The organism is Streptomyces sp. NBC_00576, assembly GCF_036345175.1.
Taxonomy (GTDB): domain Bacteria; phylum Actinomycetota; class Actinomycetes; order Streptomycetales; family Streptomycetaceae; genus Streptomyces.
On record NZ_CP107780.1, the window covers coordinates 4,889,577 to 4,910,139 of the forward strand.

Annotated in this window: 17 protein-coding genes; 10 read left to right on the plus strand and 7 right to left on the minus strand. The window is 71.7% G+C overall.

Annotated features, from left to right (window positions below; translation table 11 throughout):
- Nucleotides 1–123: 123 nt before the first annotated feature.
- The gene (locus OG734_RS20870; RefSeq protein WP_330289048.1) at nt 124–3,276 is read right to left on the minus strand and encodes a sacsin N-terminal ATP-binding-like domain-containing protein; all 3,153 of its coding nucleotides are present in this window, start codon (nt 3,274–3,276) and stop codon (nt 124–126) included.
- Nucleotides 3,277–3,502: 226 nt separating this feature from the next.
- Between OG734_RS20870 and OG734_RS20875 the strand changes: the two genes are divergently transcribed.
- Nucleotides 3,503–4,384 carry a prohibitin family protein gene (locus OG734_RS20875; RefSeq protein ID WP_330289049.1) on the plus strand — a complete coding sequence of 294 codons (882 nt, stop codon included), beginning with the start codon at nt 3,503–3,505 and terminating at the stop codon, nt 4,382–4,384.
- A gap of 83 nt (nt 4,385–4,467) precedes the next feature.
- Here OG734_RS20875 and OG734_RS20880 read toward each other — a convergent pair whose 3' ends face one another.
- Nucleotides 4,468–5,433, minus strand: a complete 966-nt coding sequence (locus OG734_RS20880) for a DUF3027 domain-containing protein (protein WP_330289050.1) — start codon at nt 5,431–5,433, stop codon at nt 4,468–4,470.
- A gap of 507 nt (nt 5,434–5,940) precedes the next feature.
- On the opposite strand from OG734_RS20880, the gene OG734_RS20885 reads away from it, so the two are divergent.
- From OG734_RS20885 to OG734_RS20900, 4 genes are all read left to right on the plus strand, one after another.
- Entirely contained in the window at nt 5,941–7,392 is a 1,452-nt protein-coding gene (locus OG734_RS20885) for an MFS transporter (RefSeq protein ID WP_330289051.1), read from the plus strand.
- An 82-nt stretch (nt 7,393–7,474) separates the two neighbouring features.
- Nucleotides 7,475–7,954 carry a DUF2771 domain-containing protein gene (locus tag OG734_RS20890; RefSeq protein WP_330289052.1) on the plus strand — a complete coding sequence of 160 codons (480 nt, stop codon included), beginning with the start codon at nt 7,475–7,477 and terminating at the stop codon, nt 7,952–7,954.
- Nucleotides 7,924–8,652, plus strand: coding sequence for a futalosine hydrolase (locus OG734_RS20895; protein ID WP_330293730.1), 729 nt, complete (start codon nt 7,924–7,926; stop codon nt 8,650–8,652). The genes OG734_RS20890 and OG734_RS20895 overlap by 31 nt, the downstream gene beginning before the upstream one ends.
- Entirely contained in the window at nt 8,621–9,502 is an 882-nt protein-coding gene (locus OG734_RS20900; protein WP_330289053.1) for a 1,4-dihydroxy-6-naphthoate synthase, read from the plus strand. Before OG734_RS20895 ends, OG734_RS20900 begins: the two co-directional genes overlap by 32 nt.
- A gap of 53 nt (nt 9,503–9,555) precedes the next feature.
- Here the strand turns inward: OG734_RS20900 and OG734_RS20905 are convergent, their stop codons facing one another.
- Nucleotides 9,556–9,939 (minus strand): cold-shock protein, encoded by a 384-nt coding sequence (locus OG734_RS20905; RefSeq protein WP_006380984.1) that lies wholly within the window; start codon nt 9,937–9,939, stop codon nt 9,556–9,558.
- Between the two features lie 196 nt (nt 9,940–10,135).
- Here OG734_RS20905 and OG734_RS20910 point away from each other — a divergent pair, with 196 nt between their 5' ends.
- Entirely contained in the window at nt 10,136–10,393 is a 258-nt protein-coding gene (locus OG734_RS20910) for a hypothetical protein (RefSeq protein ID WP_330289054.1), read from the plus strand.
- On the opposite strand, the gene OG734_RS20915 is transcribed toward OG734_RS20910, so the two are convergent.
- Both OG734_RS20915 and OG734_RS20920 read right to left on the minus strand, forming a co-directional pair.
- Nucleotides 10,363–11,034, minus strand: a complete 672-nt coding sequence (locus OG734_RS20915; protein ID WP_330293731.1) for an HAD family hydrolase — start codon at nt 11,032–11,034, stop codon at nt 10,363–10,365. The genes OG734_RS20910 and OG734_RS20915 overlap by 31 nt on opposite strands.
- A 66-nt stretch (nt 11,035–11,100) precedes the next feature.
- The gene (locus OG734_RS20920) at nt 11,101–12,159 is read right to left on the minus strand and encodes a hypothetical protein (RefSeq protein ID WP_330289055.1); all 1,059 of its coding nucleotides are present in this window, start codon (nt 12,157–12,159) and stop codon (nt 11,101–11,103) included.
- Between the two features lie 225 nt (nt 12,160–12,384).
- Here OG734_RS20920 and OG734_RS20925 point away from each other — a divergent pair, with 225 nt between their 5' ends.
- Together OG734_RS20925 and OG734_RS20930 are read left to right on the plus strand one after the other, a co-directional pair.
- A complete protein-coding gene (locus OG734_RS20925) occupies nt 12,385–14,943 on the plus strand; it encodes a helicase C-terminal domain-containing protein (protein ID WP_330289056.1) in 2,559 nt (852 codons plus the stop codon).
- A gap of 129 nt (nt 14,944–15,072) precedes the next feature.
- The gene (locus tag OG734_RS20930) at nt 15,073–15,387 is read left to right on the plus strand and encodes a hypothetical protein (RefSeq protein WP_330289057.1); all 315 of its coding nucleotides are present in this window, start codon (nt 15,073–15,075) and stop codon (nt 15,385–15,387) included.
- A gap of 20 nt (nt 15,388–15,407) precedes the next feature.
- Here OG734_RS20930 and OG734_RS20935 read toward each other — a convergent pair whose 3' ends face one another.
- Nucleotides 15,408–15,950, minus strand: a complete 543-nt coding sequence (locus OG734_RS20935) for a hypothetical protein (protein WP_330289058.1) — start codon at nt 15,948–15,950, stop codon at nt 15,408–15,410.
- A 199-nt stretch (nt 15,951–16,149) separates the two neighbouring features.
- Between OG734_RS20935 and OG734_RS20940 the strand changes: the two genes are divergently transcribed.
- Complete coding sequence (locus OG734_RS20940) at nt 16,150–17,811, plus strand: DNA repair helicase XPB (protein ID WP_330289059.1); 1,662 nt, start codon at nt 16,150–16,152, stop codon at nt 17,809–17,811.
- Between the two features lie 12 nt (nt 17,812–17,823).
- Here the strand turns inward: OG734_RS20940 and OG734_RS20945 are convergent, their stop codons facing one another.
- Nucleotides 17,824–18,000, minus strand: a complete 177-nt coding sequence (locus tag OG734_RS20945; RefSeq protein ID WP_330289060.1) for a hypothetical protein — start codon at nt 17,998–18,000, stop codon at nt 17,824–17,826.
- Nucleotides 18,001–18,454: 454 nt separating this feature from the next.
- Between OG734_RS20945 and OG734_RS20950 the strand changes: the two genes are divergently transcribed.
- On the plus strand, nt 18,455–20,440 hold the full coding sequence (locus tag OG734_RS20950) for a HelD family protein (RefSeq protein WP_330289061.1): 1,986 nt from the start codon (nt 18,455–18,457) through the stop codon (nt 20,438–20,440).
- Nucleotides 20,441–20,563 lie beyond the last annotated feature (123 nt).

Below are 20,563 nucleotides of genomic sequence, written 5' to 3' on the forward strand. Positions count from 1 at the left end.
CTCAGATCTGTGACGGGTGGGGATGGTTGTACGGAAGTTGCGGAATGTTGCGAAGAACACGGGGATTTTGTGCTCGCATTACCGTTCCTGGCGGCGTTGGCGAGCACACCCCCACCCCTCACCTCAGTCGAACCAGCGATCCCGCGCCAGTTCCGTCGTCCTCGACGGGTCCTCGATCAGCGCCGCCACCTCGAACCGCCGCGGCCACTGTCCGGCCGCCCAGGCGAGGCCCGCCGCGACGCCCTCCAGGGTCGCGGCGTGCACCACACCGTCCCGGGTCCTCCGCCAGTCCAGTTCCACGCCGTCGACGACGAGCTCCTCGTGCTCGACGTACGTGGCCGGGGTCGCCGGACCGAGCAGTACCCGTACCGACTCCGGTACGTCGTGCTCCGCGCCCTCCGACGTCACCTCGCCCGTCACCGACTCGCTCAGCCGCCGTACCTGGAACAGCTCAGCCAGTTCGGCGGCCCGTGCCGGGCGTACGGGGAGCAGCGGCACCCCCGCCGTGAACGGCAGCAGGTCGGGTGAGTCGACCACCACGGCGTCCGCCGCGTCCACCACTTCCACGTGCCCGTCGACCACGGCCCGCAGATCGTCGGGCAGCGTGACCTGTTCCGGGTCGAGGTCGGCCAACGCCCCGTAGAGGGCGTGCAGTTGGGCGCCGCTCACCTCCCGCTCGGGGTCGGCGAGGCGGTCCAGGAGTTCGGCCGCGCCGCCCGGCTCGTCGAGGAGGGCGGCCACCGACGTCCGTACGCCCAGTGCCCGCAGCACCTGCTCGTCGTCGAACCCGGTGGCGTCGGCCTCCTCGTACAGGCCGCGCAGCAGCGGGTCGCCGCCGGCCGCCAACAGACCGGCCGGCCTGCGCCCGTCCAGTACCGGGTTTCCGCGCAACCACCAAGCCGTGTACGGGCGTACGAGTTCGTGCGTGCCGTCGGGCAGCAGGACACGCACCGGCTGGACGATCGCGTCCCGCAGGGGCGGCTGGGCGAGGAGGGCGAGGGCCTGGGGCCAGCGGTCGTCGTCGACGAGGTCCAGGTCGCGTACGGCGACCAGTTCCGTGGCGACGGGAGGTACGGGCGAGTCGGGGAAGCGGTCGAGGATGTCCTCGCTCCACACGTCCACGGCGTCGAGCAGGCCCGGGTCGTCGGGTTCGGCGAAGTCGTTGTCGCGGGGCTCCAGTTCGTCCGGGTCGAGGACGACGTCGGTGGCGCGGACCAAGGCGAAATTCGCCAGGACGCCACACGCGGCCAGCGGCTGCTCGCCCCACCTGTCCGCCAATTCACCATCCACCGCCGCCAGTTCACCCTCCCTGATCACCTCGGCGAACAGGCTGCCGGGAAGGACGAGTTCACCGGCGGGGGCCAGGTCGCCGTCCTCGTCGGGGAGGGCGAGGGCGCCGAGCCAGGGCTCGTCGCCGGGTTCGAGGCCCGCGTCCCGGACGAGGGCGAGGACCGTGTCGGCCAACTCCTCGGCGTCCGGGGTGTCTTCGTCGTCCCATGAGAGGCCGGCGGCGTCCTCGTCGAGGGAGGCGGCGACGGCGGCCCGTACCTGCGGGGTGGTGAGGACGGCGCGCGGGGTGGCCGGGAGGGCGCCGAGCTTCTCCAGGAGGGGATGGGCGGCGTCCGGGTGGGCGACCTTCAGGCCGAGGCGGGCGAGCGTCTCGGGGGCGGTGCCCTGTACCTCGCCGCCGGTGGGCAGCAGGACCTGGCGCGGGCCGATGGTCGTACGCCCGTCGGCGAGCGGCACGGGCAGTCCGGTCAGCCGGTCGGGGTCGACGCCGGCCAGGCTGTCGTACAGCCGGTGCCACCACTCGGGCGCCTTCTCCAGGCCGGCGAGCCGGTCGACGGCGTCGGTCAGGGGGAGGCGGGAGACACCCAACGTCCGTAGTTCCACGCGGCGTTCGAGCCCGGCGGGCAGCAGCGTGGGCAGCACCTCGGCGAGAACGCGGACCGTCTCGGCCCCGGCGCCCTCGACGACCTCAGCGTCCCGGGGGCGCAGGGCGGAGGGCAGCTCGTCGTCGTCTCCCGGGTCGAGTGCGGGTGGGAGGAAGGCGGTTCGCGGCAGCCGTTCGAGGATCGCCTGGCGCAACTGCCCGTCCAGCTCGCCCTTGCCCAGCGGGCCGGGCACGAGGGCGATGATGCCCTCCCCCACGGGGTGCCAGTCGGCGAGGAGTTCGGTGTACGCGTCGGCGGCGCGCTGCACGAGGAAGTCGGTGAGCGGGCCGGGCGCGGCATGCCGGCGGGCGGTGTCCAGCGGGAGGGAGGCGATGAGCAACGCCGGTACGCCCAGCGGCTCGTCGCTCGGCGTGGGCGCGTGCACGACGGGGCTGGTCCGGGGCGGTACGGGAGTCCCGTCGGCGTCGACGGGCACGGCCCAGGTGACCGACCAGTGCGGACGCAGCCGCTCCTCGACCGGCCGCCCGGCCAGCAGGGCGGCGTCCAGCGGGCCGTGCGCGGAGACGGTGCGCCAACGGCTCGTACCGTCCCGGGAGTCCTCTACGAGGGTGAGGGCTTCCTCGGTGAACCGACGCAGCGTACGAGGGGCCTGGTCCCCCACCTCGATGACGACCTCTTCCAGACCGGGCAGCGTCAGAAGAAGCGCGTCGTCGACGCCGCTCAGCAGCCGTTCCGCGAGATCCGCGGCGGCGGTGTCGCGCAGCGGGAGGATGACGGCCGTGTCGTAAGGGGCCGGGGCGGTGCCTTCGGCGGCGAACGGCAGCCGGAGGAGGGGCACATGACCGTCGCGCCGCCGGACCTCGTCACCGAGTCCGGGGCTGTGCCGGGCGGTCTCGGCGGCGAGCTCGCGGGCCTCGGCGAGCGCCCACCGCACACCCCCGTGCCGCCCGACGACGGCGGGCTCGTCGCTCACGGCGAGGACGGCGGCGAAGCCGACCCCGAACCGTCCGACGGCGCCCGTCTCCTTGCCGTCCTGGCCGCCCTGGGCGTCCCGCTTCGCGGAGGCGCGCAGCGTGGACAGGGACTCCACGCCGGTGGCGTCCAAGTGGGCGCCGGTGTTGGCGGCGACGAGGACACCCTCGCGGAGAGTGAGCCGGAACCGCCCGGGCACCCCGGCCCGCGCCGCGGCATCCGCCGCGTTCTGAGCGAGCTCTACGACGAGCCGGTCCCGGTAGCCACCGAGGACGAGATCCTCCTCGGCGTTGGCATCCTCACGGAACCGGGCGGGGCTGGTGGCCCACGCGTCCAGAACACCCCGGCGCAGACGGGCCGTACCGAAAGGATCCGCGCCCTCAGCTGCCGGTCGCACGAACTTGCTCACGTACGTTCACTCTCCTCATCGGCGTGAGCAAGAAGGTACCGCGCGCCGGACGGGGCGCCCGCCCACCTGCCCCGTCGGCCCCAGGAGCCGCATATGCCCCAGGGGACGGAAGCCCTGAAACCGGCGCCCCTTACCATTCCCTGCGGATCACGCCCGAGGCGGCGCCGATCCACATACCGGGTACCACGTATCAGGTACCTGTTCCTCAGGGGGGATTTTCGTGTTCGTGCTGTCCATACTGCTGCTCATAGCGGCGGTCGTGCTCTTTTTCGTCGGCCGGGGCCGGGACGTCGGCGGCTGGAAGATCGGGGCGGTACTCAGCGCCGTCGCAGCCGTGCTGACCGGTGTCTTCGCGTGCGTGCATGTTGTGAGCGCCTACGAGGTCGGGGTGCCGGTGACCTTCGGCAAGATCGGGAAACCGATGACCTCCGGCGTCCAGTTCAAGTCGCCGTTCACCTCGGTCACGTCCTTCTCGACCCGTCCCGTGGACCTCGACCTCTACGACAAGGACGTGGTCGAGGTCCGGTCGGCGCAGGGCGGGGTGCTGTACGCGGACGTGACGATCAAGTGGGCCGTCATCCCGGCCAAGGCGGTCGAGCTGTACCGGCTGGCGGGCAGTGAGGAGGCCGTCGAGGAGCGGCTGGTTCTGCCGGACAGCCGCGAGATCATCCGTAACGTCTTCGCGAAGCACACCAGCGAGGAGGGCTACGCCTCCGCCCGCGAGCAGATCGGCTCGCAGATCGCCGCCCTCATCAAGGAGCGTCTGGCGCCGCGCGGGATCGACGTCACCAACGTCAATCTGCGCAATGTGAAGCCGTCGGACAAGCTGCAGGACCAGATCGACAAGAAGATCCAGCAGGAGCAGTCCACCGAGCGGGCCGTCGAGGCGGCGCGTACGGCCAAGGCGGAGTCCGAGCGCAAGCGGATCGAGGCGGAGGGCATCGCCCGCGCCAACGAGATCCTCTCGAAGTCACTGAGCGACAAGGTGCTGTACAACCAGTGCCTGGAGGCCTACAAGGAAGCCGCCAAGGCCAACCCGGTGTACGCGGTGCCGTGCGGCACGAACGCGAACGGCACGCCGGTCATCGTGGACAACGGCAAGAACTAGCTCCGCTGGACAGGCGGTTCGTTCGCTGCGGACCGGTGGGGGGCTGGGGCGCGGTCCCGCGCCCCAGCCCCCCACCGCACTCCCTACGAGTGCCCCAGCTCCGCCGCGTCCGCGTCCGCGCCGCCCACAGAGACCGACCCGGAATCCGCCGAGGGCCGCAGCGGGAACGGGTCCACCATCGTCTCGTCGATCACCGGCGGCGGCGGAACCGGCGGCTTCGGCATCACCGCTGCCTCGGAGTGCCCTCCGCAGCCGTACGCGAGGGACACCACACGCCCGTCCGCCGGGGCGAACTCGTTCGTGCACACGCCGAACGCCTGCCCGAGCGACCCTCCCATCGCCACGAGGAACCCGCAGCTCACGCACGTCGCCGGCGCGGCCTGGGCCATGGGCGTCTGGGGGCCGTAGGCGTCCTCCCAGCGGTCAGCGGCGGTATGGAGGCCGTACCGGGACAGGACACGCGCCCGGCGCATGCCCAGTTCCTCCGCCACCGACGCGATCGAACCGCGGGCCGGTACGACCGTGTAGTCGGCCGGTGAGCCCGCCGTGATGTCCGCGTCCTCGGCGTCCGCCAGATCCGCGGCCAGTTCCACCGAAGCCGGAACAGAGGCCGGCGCCGACCTCGATGCCAGCACGGAGTTCGGCAGGGGCTCGTCCTCGCCCGAGTAGCCCGGCTCCAGACGCAGGTCCTCCGCGTCCGTCGGGAGCAGGTCCCCGGGGCCCATGTCCCCGGGGCGAAGGCGTTCGCTCCACGGCACCCATTCCGGTGCCTGGAGGGAGTCGGGGCCCGGGAGGAGGACCACCTCGTCCAGGGTGACCAGCTTGGCCCGGGACGCCCGGGCGACCGTCACCGCCCAGCGCCAGCCCCGGTAGCCGAACTCCTTGCACTCGAAGAAGTGCGTGACGACCCGGTCTCCTTCTGAGACCAGGCCCGCGTGTTCACCCACCACCCCTGGTGCCGCCGCCTCCTCCGCCGCCGAAAGGGCGAGGTCGACGGCCTCGGCGCACAGGCGGTCGGGGGTGCGGCTTCGCGTTGTCGCTGCGCTCACAGGTATCGCTTCTCTCCTACGCCGTCTCACGAGTGCGCCCGTCCCGACGGGGTGCGAACGGTTGCGAACGGAGCGGACCAAAGGGCCGCGTCAACGTTCGCGCCCGATCGCGCTCGGGCGCACCTACGTCATCCATTCTGCGGGATGACCGAGAGGCGCGCGGCCGAGAACAACCGCCACTGCGCGCTACGCACGCTACCTTCTCCAGCGCCCGGGGCCCACACCGACGGGACGGTTCTCGACGACCGACATCGAACCGTGGCAACTCCGGCTCCCCTCGCACTCGTCTCTCACCTCACTCTTCCCAACCCCCGATGGCCGGAAAACACCCCGCCCGAACCGTCCGAGAGGACCGGCCCGAACCGTCCGAGAGGACCCGTCCGAACCGTCCGAGAGACCAGTCCGGCCCCCTCCGGCCCCCTCCTCCCCCACCCCACTCGGCCCCCACTCGGCCCCATACGCGCGGTAACCGCACTAGGTACGCCGTTCTCGGGGCACTATGGCGGGGTGGCAACCGAGAGGTCGCCCCACGGCGCCACCGGAATCGGCGGGGCCGAGGAGAGCAACCGGAGCGGCACCGGCACCAAAAGCGGCCGGCGTGGCGTACGGGACCGGGTGAACGGGTCCGTGCGTGCGGTCGGCCGTGCCCTGCACTTTCCGGTGACCGGCACCGCCCGGGGCATCCGCAAGGCCACCCACGCGCATGGCGCCGGGGAGTCGGGGCTCGGCAAACTCATCGAACTGCACGCGGTGAACGGCGCCGGCGACGTCATGATCACCATCGCCCTCGCCTCCACCGTCTTCTTCTCCGTCCCCACCGACGAGGCACGCGGGCGCGTGGCCATCTATCTCGGCATCACCATGGCGCCCTTCGCCCTCCTCGCTCCCGTGATCGGCCCCCTCCTCGACCGTCTCCCGCACGGCCGCCGCGCCGCGATGGCCGGCGCGATGCTCGCCCGCGCCCTCCTCGCCCTGCTGCTCGCCGGCGCGGTCGCCACCGGGAGCATCGAGCTGTACCCGGCCGCGCTGGGTGTTCTGGTCGCCTCCAAGGCGTACGGCGTGGTCCGCAGCGCCGTCGTACCCCGCCTCCTGCCACCCGGCTTCTCCCTGGTGAAGGCCAATTCGCGGGTCACGCTCAGCGGCCTGCTCGCCACCGGCATCGCGGCCCCCATCGGCGCGGTGTTCCAGGCCCTCGGTCCACGCTGGCCGCTCTACGGCGCCTTCGTGATCTTCATCGCGGGTACGTTCCTGTCCTTCTCGCTCCCACCCAAGGTGGACTCCGCCAAGGGCGAGGACACCGCTCTGCTCGCGGCGGACCCGGAGCATCTGCACGGGCCCCATCTCCACCCAGTCAAGCGACCCGGCCTGCGCACGGTCGGTACGGCCGTCACCCACGCCCTCGCCGCCAACGCCTCCCTGCGCTGCCTCTCCGGCTTCCTGACCTTCTTCCTCGCCTTCCTGCTCCGTGAGCATCCGCTGACCGGTGAGAGCGCCGCGTGGTCGCTGGGCATGGTCGCCGTCGCGGCGGGCGTCGGCAACGCGCTCGGTACGGCGGTCGGGGCGGCCGTGAGGCAACGCGCGCCGGAGCTGATCATCGTGACGGTCGTCGCCGTGGTCCTCGGCGCGTCGATCGTCGCCGCGCTCTTCTTCAGCGCCGCCCTGGTCGCCTGTCTGGCCGCGGTCGCCGGGTTCTGCCAGGCGCTCGCCAAGCTGTCCCTGGACGCGCTGATCCAGCGGGACGTCCCCGAACTCGTCCGGTCCTCCGCGTTCGCCCGCTCGGAGACGCTGCTCCAGATGGCCTGGGTGCTCGGCGGCGCGGTCGGTATCGCGCTGCCGCTGGTCGGCGGACTGGGCCTCGGGGTGGCCGCCGCGATCGTCGCCGTCGGCTGGCTGACCACGGTCAAGGGCCTGGTCGGCTCGGCCCGTCACGGGGGCCGAGCCCACCCCCGCGTCGCCTGACACCACTCAGCGGGTCCTACCTGCGCCCGGCTCGCCGTACCCACGTGACGACCGTGCCGCGGGTGCCCGATAGCCTTCGGCCATGACCTCGTTGCGTTCCGCTTCCACTGCGCGCCGTCGCCGCGCTGTTGCCGCCGTCGGCGCCGTTGGTGCCGGACTGCTCGTCCTGTCCGCCTGCGACAAGCCGACGCCGATCTCCACGATCACCGTCGGCCGTTCCTCGGTGAGCTCGGAGGCCTCCTGCTACGACGACGGCAAGGAGCTGAAGACCGCCGACGTGGCCGAGTGCCTCAAGGACACGGACATCAAGAGCATCAAGGTCGACCCGGAAGAGACTGTGCGCTTCGGTGTCGACCCGGACATCGCCGACAAGGGCTGGACGATCCTGCTGAACGGTCAGCCGCTGACCGACTCCAGCACCAAGACCTACCGCAACATCCCGGGCAGCGTCTTCTTCAACGCCCAGTACGGCGCCCAGGGAAACTCGACGCTCGTCTCCATCAAGGAGGGCGAGAAGGGGGTCAACGGCCTCTGGTCGTTCCGGCTGAAGAAGGACTCCTGACGACGTCAGGGGTACGAGTCCTGGTCGCCACCGCGGTCCCCGTCGAACGGGACGCGGTGGCACAGGCGTTCCCAGCCGATGACGGACCGGTCGACGTCATCGCCGTCGGCGTCGGCACCGCCGCCTCCGCAGCGTCCGTCGCCTCGGTGCTCACCACCGCCGCCCTCCGCGGCACCCCGTACGGCCTCGTCGTCTCGACGGGCATCGCCGGTGGTTTCCAGCCCGAGGCACCGGTCGGCTCGCTGGTCGTCGCCGACGAGATCACCGTCGCGGACCTGGGCGCCGAGACCCCGGACGGGTTCGTATCCGTCACCGCGCTCGGTTTCGGCACCGTCACCCACCGTCCGCCGGAAGCACTCGTACGAGATGTCACGGCCGTGACAGGAGCCCGCGCCGGCGCCGTCCTGACCGTCTCCACCGTCACCGGCAGCGCCGAACGCGCCGCCGAACTGCGCGCCCGGCACCCCGGAGCGCTGGCCGAGGCGATGGAGGGTTTCGGCGTCGCCGAGGCCGCCGCCGCGCACGGTGTGCCGGTGCTGGAGATCCGGGCCGTGTCCAACCCCGTCGGCCCCCGCGACCGCGCCGCCTGGCGCATCGGCGACGCGCTCACGGCCCTGACGGAGGCCTTCGGGAAGCTCACGCCGGTACTGGAGAGTTGGAACCCACATGAGCAGCATCCACACGAGCCCGCAGACTGAGCAGACCGGACAGCCGCTGCAGATCGCGTACTCGCCCTGCCCGAACGACACCTTCGTCTTCGACGCCTGGGCCCATGGCCGGGTGCCGGGCGCGCCCGCGCTCGACGTGACCTTCGCGGACATCGACATCACCAACGGTATGGCCGAGCGCGGCGAGTTCGACGTACTGAAGGTGTCGTACGCCGTGCTGCCGTACGTCCTCGACGAGTACGCGCTGCTGCCCTGCGGGGGTGCGCTGGGCCGGGGCTGCGGCCCGCTGGTGCTCACCCGTGAGGCGGGGGCCGACCTGACGGGACGTACGGTCGCGGTGCCGAGCGAGCGGTCGACGGCGTATCTGCTGTTCCGTCTCTGGGCGGCGGACACGGTCCCGGGCGGGGTCGGGGAGGTCGTCGTGATGCCGTTCCACGAGATCATGCCGGCCGTGCGGGACGGGAAGGTCGACGCGGGGCTGGTCATCCACGAGGCGCGCTTCACGTACCGGAACTACGGGCTGCACAAGCTCGCGGACATGGGCGAGCACTGGGAGGCGACGACCGGGCTGCCGATCCCGCTCGGCGCGATCATCGCCAAACGGTCGCTGGGAGCCGGAACGCTGGAACTGCTGGCCCAGGCCGCCCGGACCTCCGTACGCGCCGCCTGGGACGACCCTGAGGCCTCCAGGGCCTATGTCCTGGAGCACGCACAGGAGATGGACCCGAAGGTCGCCGACCAGCACATCGGCCTGTACGTCAACGAGTTCACCGCCGACCTCGGCGAGGACGGCTATGCGGCGGTCCGGGGGCTGCTGACACGCGCGGCGGCCGAGGGGCTGGTGCCGCCCCTCGGCCCGAACGCACTCGATTTCCCCTAGAGGTCTCCGAAGTCTTCGCAATCTCCGGAGACGTCTTGCACGTCTTGCCCGTCTTACACGTCCAGTTGGTCGGCGACCGCCCGCAGCAGGCCCGCGATCTTCGCGCCCGAGGTCTTCTCGGGGTAACGGCCCCTTTCCAGCATCGGCGTGATGTTCTCCAGGACGGTCGTCAAGTCCTGGACGATGGAGGCCAGTTCGTCGGGCTTCTTGCGCTGTGCGGCCGCGACCGACGGGGTCGGGTCCAGGATCACGACGGAAAGCGCCTGGTCACCGCGTTGGCCGGCGACAACTCCGAACTCCACGCGCTGGCCCGGCTTGAGGGAATCGACTCCGGCGGGCAGGACCGAGGAATGGACGAAGACGTCACCGCCGTCGTCGCGGGAGAGAAAGCCGAAGCCCTTCTCACTGTTGAACCACTTGACCTTGCCGGTGGGCACGTCTGTTCCTCGTCCTCATACTCGTCGGAAAACTGCTTCGGGCTGCTTGAAACTGCTACGAACTGCTGGCGGGAAAACGGGTCTTGATAGCACTTGGGCGGGTCGCTGGACCCGCCGGTACCAAGGCTAATGGTCGACAGGCGGGTGACAAGACGCCACCGGGTTGTTCCTTCGGGCAGGGAACTACCCTGGTCGAGTGCGTGACAAAACCCAAACGAATTCCGCCGCGGCCGGAGATCGGCTGATCCGTGCCGGTGCCATCGTGTTCTTCGTCGGTGCGGTGGCCACTTTGGTCACCGTGGCCCCATTTCTCCTCGGCACGACGCCATTCCCGACGTTCATGTTCGGCTTGAGCATGCTGATGGGCGTCGGCTTCCTCGTCGCGGGCGCCGGGGTGCTCCGGTCGGTGGCCGAGGGCCGCCGTCAGGCGCGCGCGGCCGTCGCGTCCGAGTAGCCCGGGTCGCCCGGGTCTCCGTCATAGGAGGCCAGCCAGGCCGGGAAGCGGGTGAGGTCGTCGAGGACGACGTCCGCACCGGCCGCGCGCAGCTCAGCTGCGTCGCAGGGCCCGGTGGGCACGGCGACCGACAGGGCACCGGCGGCTCGCGCGCCGCGTACGTCTCCGACGTGGTCGCCGACGTACACGCTCGCGCCCTGCTCGCGCAGCGCCACCGCCTTCTGCTCGGCCCACAGGTTTCCGATGACCTCGTCGGGCTCGATACCGAGGTGCGCCAGGTGGAGTTTGGCGTTCGGCTCGTACTTGGCGGTGACGACGATCGCCCGCCCGCCGGACTCCCGTACGGCCGCGATCGCCTCGCGGGCGCCGGTCATCGCGGGGGTCGCGGTGATGGCGATGGCCGGATACATCGCACGGTAGAGATCGCTCATGGCCTCGATGCGATCGGCCGGAAACCAGTGCACGAGCTCGTCCGCGAGTGGCGGTCCGAGCCTGGTGACGGCCAGGTCGGCGTCGATGAACGTGCCCGTCCGCTCGGCGAGCGCCAGATAGCAGGCGTGGATGCCGGGGCGGGAGTCGATGAGGGTCATGTCGAGGTCGAACCCGACGGTGAGCGCGCGGGAGGACGCCGGCGAGGCCATGGATGTCATATGCACCATTGTGCGGGAGCGGTCGGAGAGCGGTCGGAGAGCGGTCGGTGACGGTGTTCAGCGCGAGCGCTGGGAGCGCCAGACCAGGAACAGGGCGGAAACGATCGCGGCGCCCCGTAGGACCCACGGCCAGGTCTGGGTGAGGGCCTCGTTCATGTGCCCCTCGGCGATGGGCTCGCCCCAGCGTCCCTGCGTACGGCCCCACAGCCATCCGACGCCGGCCGCGACCGCCGCTCCGGGCAGATAGACGACCGCCCACTTCGTCTCGGCCTGGGACAGCCGGCGCGAGGCGTAGGCGATGGCCCAGCCGATGAGGAGGGCGTAGAGGTTGCCGAGGACGGCTCCCGCGACGAGGAGGCCGGCGGCGAGAAGGAGCAGCGGGTTGCTCCAGCGGCCGGAGGGGAGGGGGATGCGCAGCCGGGGACGCCGGCGCGGTGCGGTATCGGTTTCCCCCTCGTCGCCTCCTTCGTATCCTTCGTGCCCTTCGGCGACGGCGGGTTCGGAAGCCTCGTCAGCAGGCTTCGCCCGCTCCCTCGCCTTCTCCCCTGCCTTCTCCAACCTGGGTGGCGGCTTGAGCAGGTCTGGGATCTCCACCCCGCCGACGAACCCGGGCGGAAGGCTGTCCACGTCCGTGAGATCCCCGAGCGGGCCCGTGCGACGCGCCAGCCACCAGTCGGTGTCCGGGAGCCCGTCCGTACCCCCGAGATGGGGCGGAGCGGGATCACCCCCCGAAGGAAACGGAGCGAACGGCTCCGCCGCCTTGGACGCCTCCGCCGGACGCGGACGCGGTACAAGACGCCCGAGCCCCTTGCTCTTGCCCTTGCGCTGCGGCTCCTCGCGGTCGCGCTGTACGGGCACGGAGGCACGCGGCGCCTCGGGCGCACCGGGACCCGCGCCGGCGCCGGCCACGACCTCGTCCGGGGTGCCGATGCGGTCGAGGATGCGGCGTACGGAGGCCGGGCTGTCGACCGGCGCCTTGGCGCGACGACGGTCGATCTCGTCGCGCAGCCCGGAGACCAGACGCATCCGGGCGCCGGACGGCAACTGTCGCTGCTGGGCCAGGTCGCCGACCTTGCTCAGATACTCGTAGACGACCTGGTCGCTCTCGATACCCACGAAGCCAGACGTTACCGGCATCTCCATCAAGGGCGGCGGTACCTCTTCAGCACGGCCAGTACCCCTTCAGCACCGGCCCGCACCCTCAGCCCGTCCGGCGATTGAGGACAAGGCCCGTTCAGGGCCGTAGGGGGGTCTGGGGGCGCAGCCCCCAGAAGACGCCCACCCAACTCCCCGCACCGACAAAAAGACACCTCACCGCACCCACCCGCTACCGTGGGCGGGATGAGCACCGAGGAGACACCGGCGCCGCGTTCTCTCGCGGAGGCGCTACGCGCGCGGGACGACGCGTCACTCGCCGCGCTGCTGCGCAGCCGGCCGGACCTCATCACCCCCGTCCCCACCGACCTCACCCAGCTGGCCACCCGCGCCGGCACGCGCGCGTCGGTCGTGCGCGCCCTGGAGCGCCTGGACAGGTTCACGCTCCAGACGGCACAGGCGCTGGCCGTGGCCCCGGACCCGGCGGCCTACGACGATCTGCTGGCTCTCCTCGCGGGCGACGCCACCGATCCGGCGGTCGTCGCAGCCCTGCCCCGCGCCCTCTCCGTGCTGCGCGAGCAGGCCCTGGTGTGGGGCGGTACGGACCGGCTGCGCCTCGTGCGTACCGCCCGTGAGCTGCTGGCGCCCTCGCCGCAGCATCCGTCGCCGACGGGGCTCGGTCCGACGGTCGCGGAGGCGACTGCCGGGATGTCGCCGGGCCGGGTCCAGGAGATCGTGGCGGCGGCGGGACTCACGTCGACGCACGACGCGGTGAGCGCGGTGGCCTCCCTGACGGCTCTGTTCACCGACCGGAAGCGGATGGCCGCGCTGCTCGACAGTGCCTCATCGGACTCCGTGGACGTGTTGCGGCGCCTCGTCTGGGGGCCGCCGTACGGCCAGGTCACCGCGGAGCCGGCCGCCCATCTGCGCTGGCTGCTGGACCGGGGACTCCTGCTCCCCACGGCGCCCGGCACCGTCGTACTGCCGCGTGAGGTGGCCCTGCATCTGCGCGACGGGCGGGCGCACCGTACGACCGAGCCGTTGCCGCCCGGGGTCGAGGCGGCCGCCGCCCATCGTCCACAGGTTGTGGACAACGCGGCGGCCGGACAGGCGTACACGGCTCTCGCGACCGTCGAGGAGCTGCTGAAGGACTGGGACGAGGGCGGCCCGGCGGTGCTGCGGGCCGGCGGGCTGAGTGTCCGCGACCTCAAGCGGACGGCCGTCGCCCTGGACGTGTCCGAGCCGGTCGCCGCCTTCTGGGTCGAACTCGCCTACGCGGCAGGCCTGTTGGCGTCCGACGGCGAGGCCGACGAGCGCTACGCGGCGACCCCGGCGTACGACGAGTGGCTGGAGCAGCCCGCCGCCACACGCTGGGCGCGACTCGCGGAGGCGTGGCTGACGGCGACCCGGACGCCCGGAGTGATCGGCGGCCGGGACGCCAAGGACCGTACGCTGTCCGCCCTCGGCCCGGCCCTCGACCGGTCCGCCGCGCCGGAGGTACGCCACCGGGTGCTGGCCCTGCTGGCCGCGCTCCCGGAGGGCACGGCCCCGACCGTCGAGTCGGTGCTGGCCCGGCTGCACTGGGAGCGTCCGACGCGCGGCCCACAGCAGGACCGGGAGGGCGACGAGGACCTGCGCACCAGGCTCGCCCGCTGGACCCTGTCCGAGGCCGAGTCGCTGGGCATCACGGGCCGGGGGGCACTGTCGTCCCAGGGCCGGGCCCTGCTCGGCGCCCCCGCCGCACCGGTGAAGCCGGCCGAGCCGACGGGCCCCGGCGACAAACTCCCGGTCCACCACCACGACCACCACAACCATCCCGCGCATCCCGTCCCCGAGCCCCTCTCACCGCCCGAGCAGGCCGTCGCCTCCGCCACCGCCGCCCGCCTGCTCACCCCTCTCCTCCCCGAACCGCTCGACCACGTCCTCCTCCAGGCGGACCTGACGGCGGTGGCCCCGGGCCCCCTCAAGCGCCCCCTGGCCGAGATTCTCGGCGTGCTCGCGGACGTCGAGTCGAAGGGCGGCGCGACGGTCTACCGCTTCACCCCCGGCTCCGTACGACGCGCCCTGGACGCCGGCCGCTCCGCCTCCGACCTGCACGACTTCCTGACCGCCCACTCCCGTACGCCGGTCCCGCAGCCCCTCGCCTACCTCATCGACGACGTCGCACGCCGACACGGACACCTGCGGATCGGCGCGGCCTCGGCGTACGTGCGCTGCGACGACGACTCGGTGCTCAGCGAGATCCTCGCCGACAAACGGTCCGCGAACCTGCGCCTGCGGCGGCTGGCGCCCACGGTGCTGGCCGCGCAGACCGACCCGGCGACCCTCCTCGACGGTCTGCGAGGCATGGGTTTCGCGCCGGCCGCCGAGTCCGCCGAGGGCGACGTCCTGATCACCCGCGCCCACGCCCACCGCACCCCGGCCCGCACGGCCCCGGACCCGGTACCGGACGGCCCGCCGGCTCCCGACGGCACGCTGCTCTCGGCGGCGATCCGGGCGATCAGGGCGGGCGACCTGGCCTCGACGACCCCCCGCAAGCCGACGGAGACCCCGGCCGCGAACGGCGACCTCCCGCGCACCAGCCCCGCCGAGACCCTGGCCACCGTGCAGGCCGCCGTGATGACCGGCGAGGCCGTGTGGATCGGGTACGTCAACGCCGAGGGCGCCGCCAGTCAGCGTGTCATCGCCCCCATCCGCGTGGAGGGCGGCTTCGTGACGGCGTACGACCACACGGCGGACGAGGTACGGACGTATCCGCTGCACCGGATCACGGGGGTGGCGGAGCTGGCGGACGACCAGCCGTAGACACCCCGGTCACGCGGTCGGTCACGCAGTCGGTCACGCGGTGCGGTCACCCACACGGGTGTCGACCCGAATTCATGCACGCCACGCCGGAGACTTCCCACGCACGGGGGAGCTTCAGGCCCGTCCCGCATGCGTGAACGGCCCGCTGGGCAGCCACCGGACGCCCTGATCAAGCTGGTCCGGCTGCTCCCGTCCCGAAAGGCCCCTGACGTCCCCATGCGTGCCAAGCCCCCCGTCCGCACCCGTTCCCTCGTCGCCATGTCCGCCGCCGCAGTGCTGGTCTCCGTGGCCGCGCTCGTCGTCGTACTCGCGTCCGAGTCGTCGGCGGCCCCGTCCGCACTGCCGCTGCCGTTGCCCGTCGCCGGCGTCGAGTCCCTCGTCACCCAGGGCGTCACCATCGAGGGGCCGCTGGTCAACAACCTCAATCTGCCGCAACTGAAGTAGCCGACCGGTCAGCAGGCCGGTCAGCAGGCCGCGACCCGGGCGTGCGCGGGCAGGCCGAAGTGGGAGCGGGCGGCGGTCTCCAGGGCGGTGGACGACATCGTGTCGTCGGCGTCGGACTCGGCGAAGAAGCTGAAGTTGTCCTCCGTCCACTCCCCGTATCCCGCACCGTCCGGCGGCTCCTCCCGCGACACGACGCGGTAGTCGCCGTCCGCCTCCCGTGCCAGCCGCAGCACCTGCGGGTACCGGGCGCCGCCGCACTCCACCAGAGCGCCCGCGCGGACCCCGTACTCCATGCACAGCGTGTTGACACCCGCCCGTACGACACCGTCGTCCTCGCCGAGGTCCAGCGCCTCGGCCCGGCAGAACCACCGCGCCCGGAGATCCGGCACCGTCTCCCCGTACCCGCTGCCCCGCGAGTCGGCCACGAGCCGGGCCTCGATCACCGGCCGCACCTCACCCCAGAGACGGCTGTCGACAGTCCCCGACCCGAGCACCCACACCCCCGTCGCCATCAGCACCGCCACGGCTCCCAGCCCCGACGCCCATCGCCCCACCGACTGCACCGCAGGCTCCTCACCGCGCCGCGCTCCCGCGCCGCTCCCGCCGTACCAGACAGACATCTCTGCCCCGGGGTTGCCCGTAGGGCCCGTCGACTGTGATGCGGGCTGTGCTGCGGTGTGATCCGCGCCCCGCCGTGACCATGCGCAGGTAAGGCACACTGGACGTTTGGCCGTAGGCCGTACGGAAGGGATGTGCACGTACGTGAATGGTCCACTCATCGTCCAGTCGGACAAAACCCTGCTCCTTGAGGTCGACCACGAGCAGGCCGGCGACTGCCGTCGGGCCATCGCGCCGTTCGCCGAGCTGGAGCGGGCGCCGGAGCACATCCACACCTACCGGGTGACTCCGCTGGGCCTGTGGAACGCGCGGGCCGCCGGGCACGACGCCGAGCAGGTCGTCGACGCACTCGTGCAGTACAGCCGCTATCCCGTGCCGCACGCGCTGCTCGTCGACATCGCCGAGACGATGGACCGCTACGGACGGCTCACGCTGAGCAAGCACCCGACCCACGGACTGGTCCTCACGACCACCGACCGTCCGATTCTCGAAGAGATCCTGCGCTCCAAGCGGATCGTGCCGCTCGTCGGCGCCCGGCTCGACCCGGACACCGTGGCCGTGCACCCCTCCGAGCGCGGGCAGATCAAGCAGGTGCTGCTGAAGCTGGGCTGGCCGGCCGAGGACCTCGCCGGGTACGTCGACGGCGAGGCGCACGAGATCGGGCTGGCCGAGGACGGGTGGGCGCTGCGCCCGTACCAGCAGCAGGCCGTGGAGAACTTCTGGCACGGCGGGAGCGGAGTGGTCGTCCTGCCGTGCGGGGCGGGGAAGACGCTGGTCGGGGCCGGGGCCATGGCCGAGGCGAAGGCCACCACCCTCATCCTCGTCACGAACACCGTCTCGGCCCGGCAGTGGAAGCACGAGCTGGTGAAGCGGACGTCGCTGACCGAGGAGGAGATCGGCGAGTACAGCGGGACGCGCAAGGAGATCCGGCCGGTCACCATCGCGACGTACCAGGTGCTGACGACCAGGCGGAAGGGCGTCTATCCGCACCTGGAGCTGTTCGACTCCCGCGACTGGGGGCTCATCATCTACGACGAGGTGCATCTGCTGCCCGCGCCCGTCTTCAAGTTCACCGCCGATCTGCAGGCCCGGCGGCGGCTCGGTCTCACCGCGACCCTCGTACGCGAGGACGGGCGCGAGTCGGACGTCTTCTCGCTCATCGGGCCGAAGCGGTTCGACGCGCCCTGGAAGGAGATCGAGGCGCAGGGCTACATCGCGCCCGCGGACTGTGTGGAGGTCAGGGTCAACCTGACGGAGTCGGAGCGGCTCGCGTACGCCACCGCCGAGACCGAGGAGAAGTACCGCTTCTGCGCGACCACCGCGACCAAGCGCAAGGTCACGGAGGCGATCGTGCGGCGCTTCGCCGGACAGCAGATCCTCGTCATCGGCCAGTACATCGACCAGCTCGACGAACTGGGCGAGCATCTGAACGCGCCCGTCATCAAGGGCGAGACCCCGAACTCGCAGCGCGAGAAGCTCTTCGACGCGTTCCGCCAGGGCGAGATCAGCGTGCTGGTCGTGTCCAAGGTCGCGAACTTCTCCATCGACCTGCCGGAGGCCACCGTCGCCATCCAGGTCTCCGGGACCTTCGGGTCACGTCAGGAGGAGGCTCAGCGGCTGGGCCGCGTACTGCGGCCGAAGGCCGACGGCCACAAGGCCCACTTCTACTCGGTGGTCGCCCGGGACACCATCGACCAGGACTTCGCCGCACACCGCCAGCGGTTCCTGGCGGAACAGGGGTACGCGTACCGGATCATGGACGCGGACGAGCTGCTCGCCGGGGACATCGAGGGTACCGAGAGCTGAGCTGCACACCGCTCACCTGCGGCGCACGCCCGCCTCCTCCCCGTACTCACCGAGCAGTACGACGCTCAGGGCGGCGCCCGCGAACACCTTGACGGCGCGGAGGGCGTCGCCGAAGGGGTGCCGGTGGGCTCCCCGCACGGGGGTGGCGCCGGAGTGGACAGTGGCCGGGGTGAAGGTTGCTGCGCTCATGTGTCCATGCTCGCTTCCGGGCCCGCCGATGCCATCGGCCTGCGGGCCGAACCTCCGTCGTCTCCCTGTACGACTGAGGGTGGACGTCTCCCCCACAGGAAGGTGGAGGCTGTCCCCTAGGGGACTACGGGCGCCGTACGCGCTGTCGTACGCGCTGGCGTGTGAGCCGGGGTTGCGCTGTGGTGCGCGGAAACTGATTGGCCTCCGCCCGCCCGAGTCCCCTAAAATCTCCGCTCTTGCCCGCCTCCCGTCGTGGAGCGCCGCCGCCCGGACGGAAACCGGTCGGCTCTCGACGTCACAACCCCGCAGCAGTCACGCGCAGGCACCCGGAGGCACCCCCTTGTCCAGCACCGTTTCCGACCCCGCTTCTGGCCCTGTTTCCGGCCCTGTTTCCGACGATCCACTCGGCCGCGAACGTTCCCACCTCGCCGCCTCCCGGGCGGCCCTTCGCGCGATGCGTGAGGACGCGGAGTCCCTCGACATCAAGGACGTCACCGCGAACTGGGTCAACGCGGCGGTCCTCTCCCGTCAGATCGGGGAGCGGATCAAGGCTCTCGCCGACCTCAGTCACACCCCGCTGTTCTTCGGCCGCCTCGACTACCTGCACGCTCCCGGCGCCGAGCAGGCCGAGGGCGCGGAAGGGGAACAGTTCTACATCGGGCGGCGGCACGTCCACGACGCCGACGGGGACCCCATGGTCATCGACTGGCGCGCCCCGGTGTCCCAGCCGTTCTACCGGGCGTCCAAGACCGACCCCTTGGATGTCGCCCTGCGCCGCCGGTTCGGGTACACCGGCGGAGACCTCACGGCGTACGAGGACGAGCACCTCTCCGACCCCGCGGATCCATCGAAGGCAGCCACCACCAGCAAACTGCTCCAGCAGGAGATCGAGCGCCCGCGCGTGGGCCCGATGCGCGACATCGTGGCGACCATCCAGCCCGAGCAGGACGAGATCGTACGCAGCGGGCTGGGCGGCTCGGTGTGCGTGCAGGGGGGTCCCGGCACCGGAAAGACGGCCGTCGGTCTGCACCGGGTCGCGTATCTCCTCTACGCCCACCGCGAGCGGCTGGCCCGCACCGGCACCCTCGTCATCGGGCCGAACAGTTCCTTCCTCCACTACATCGAGCAAGTGCTGCCCGCCCTCGGCGAGTTGGACGTCAAGCAGGCCACCGTCGACGACCTGGTGGCCCACGTCGAGGTGCGCGGCACGGACGACGCGGCGGCGGCCGTCATCAAGGGCGACGCACGGATGGCGGACGTCCTCCGGAGTGCCGTCTACTCCCACGTGACCCTGCCCACCGAGCCCGTGATGGTCGTGCGCGGATCCAGGCGCTGGCGCGTCCCGGCGTACGAACTCGAGGGCATCGTCCGGGAGTTGCTGGATCGTGGGATTCGCTACGGCGCCGCCCGCGAGGCTCTGCCGCAGCGCATCGCGCATGTGGTGCTGGTGCAGATGGAACGGTCGGGCGAGGCCCCCGACGACCGTGTGCAGGACGCCGTCGCGCGCAACGCGGCGGTGAAGGCGGCCGTGAAGACCCTCTGGCCGCCCGTCGACCCCGCGAAACTCGTCCTGCACCTCCTCAGCGACGCCGACTTCCTCGCCGTGCACGCGGCCGGAATCCTGGACGCGGACGAGCAGAAGGAGATCCTCTGGGCGAAGCCCGTACGGTCGGTGAAGTCGGCCAAGTGGTCAGCCGCGGACGCCGTGTTGATCGACGAGACGACCGACCTGGTCCAGCGCACGCACTCGCTCGGGCATGTCGTCCTGGACGAGGCGCAGGACCTCTCGCCGATGCAGTACCGGGCGGTGGGCCGGCGCTGCACGACGGGTTCGGCGACGGTCCTCGGCGACCTCGCGCAGGGTACGACGCCCTGGGCGACGCGGAGTTGGGAGGAGGCGCTGGGTCACCTGGGCAAGTCGGATGCGGTGGTGGAGGAACTGACGGCGGGCTTCCGCGTCCCGACGGACGTGATCACGTATGCCTCACGCCTGCTGCCGCACATCGCGCCGGGTCTGACCCCGGTGGCGTCGGTCCGCGAGAACCCGGGTTTCTTCGAGGTACGGGCAATCAGCGAGGCGGACTCTGCGGACGGTCAAGTGGTCGCGGCCTGCGAGGAGTTGCTGCGGAACGAGGGTTCGACGGGCCTGATCGCGGCGGACGCCAGGATCCCGGCGCTGGCGGAGGCGCTGGGAGAGGCGGGCATCGGGTTCCTGTCCCCCGGCGAGGAGACGACGTACGAGACCCGCCTGACCCTGGTCCCGGCGTCGCTGGCGAAGGGCCTGGAGTACGACTACGTGGTCCTGGACGAACCCCGGGCGGTGGTGGACGGCGAACCCGACGAACGCACGGGCCTGCGGCGCCTGTACGTGGCGTTGACCCGAGCGGTGTCGGGGTTGATCGTGACGCACACGGCGCCGCTGCCGCGTGAACTGTCCTGACGGTTTTCTCTCCCACCCGCCCGTCCCGGCCCGTCCGCCAGGCACCCTCGGGCCCGAACGCGGACATGTCCAGTTGGCGGCATTGATCCCAGCGGCCTAGCGTGTAATCGAGTGCCGTAGGCA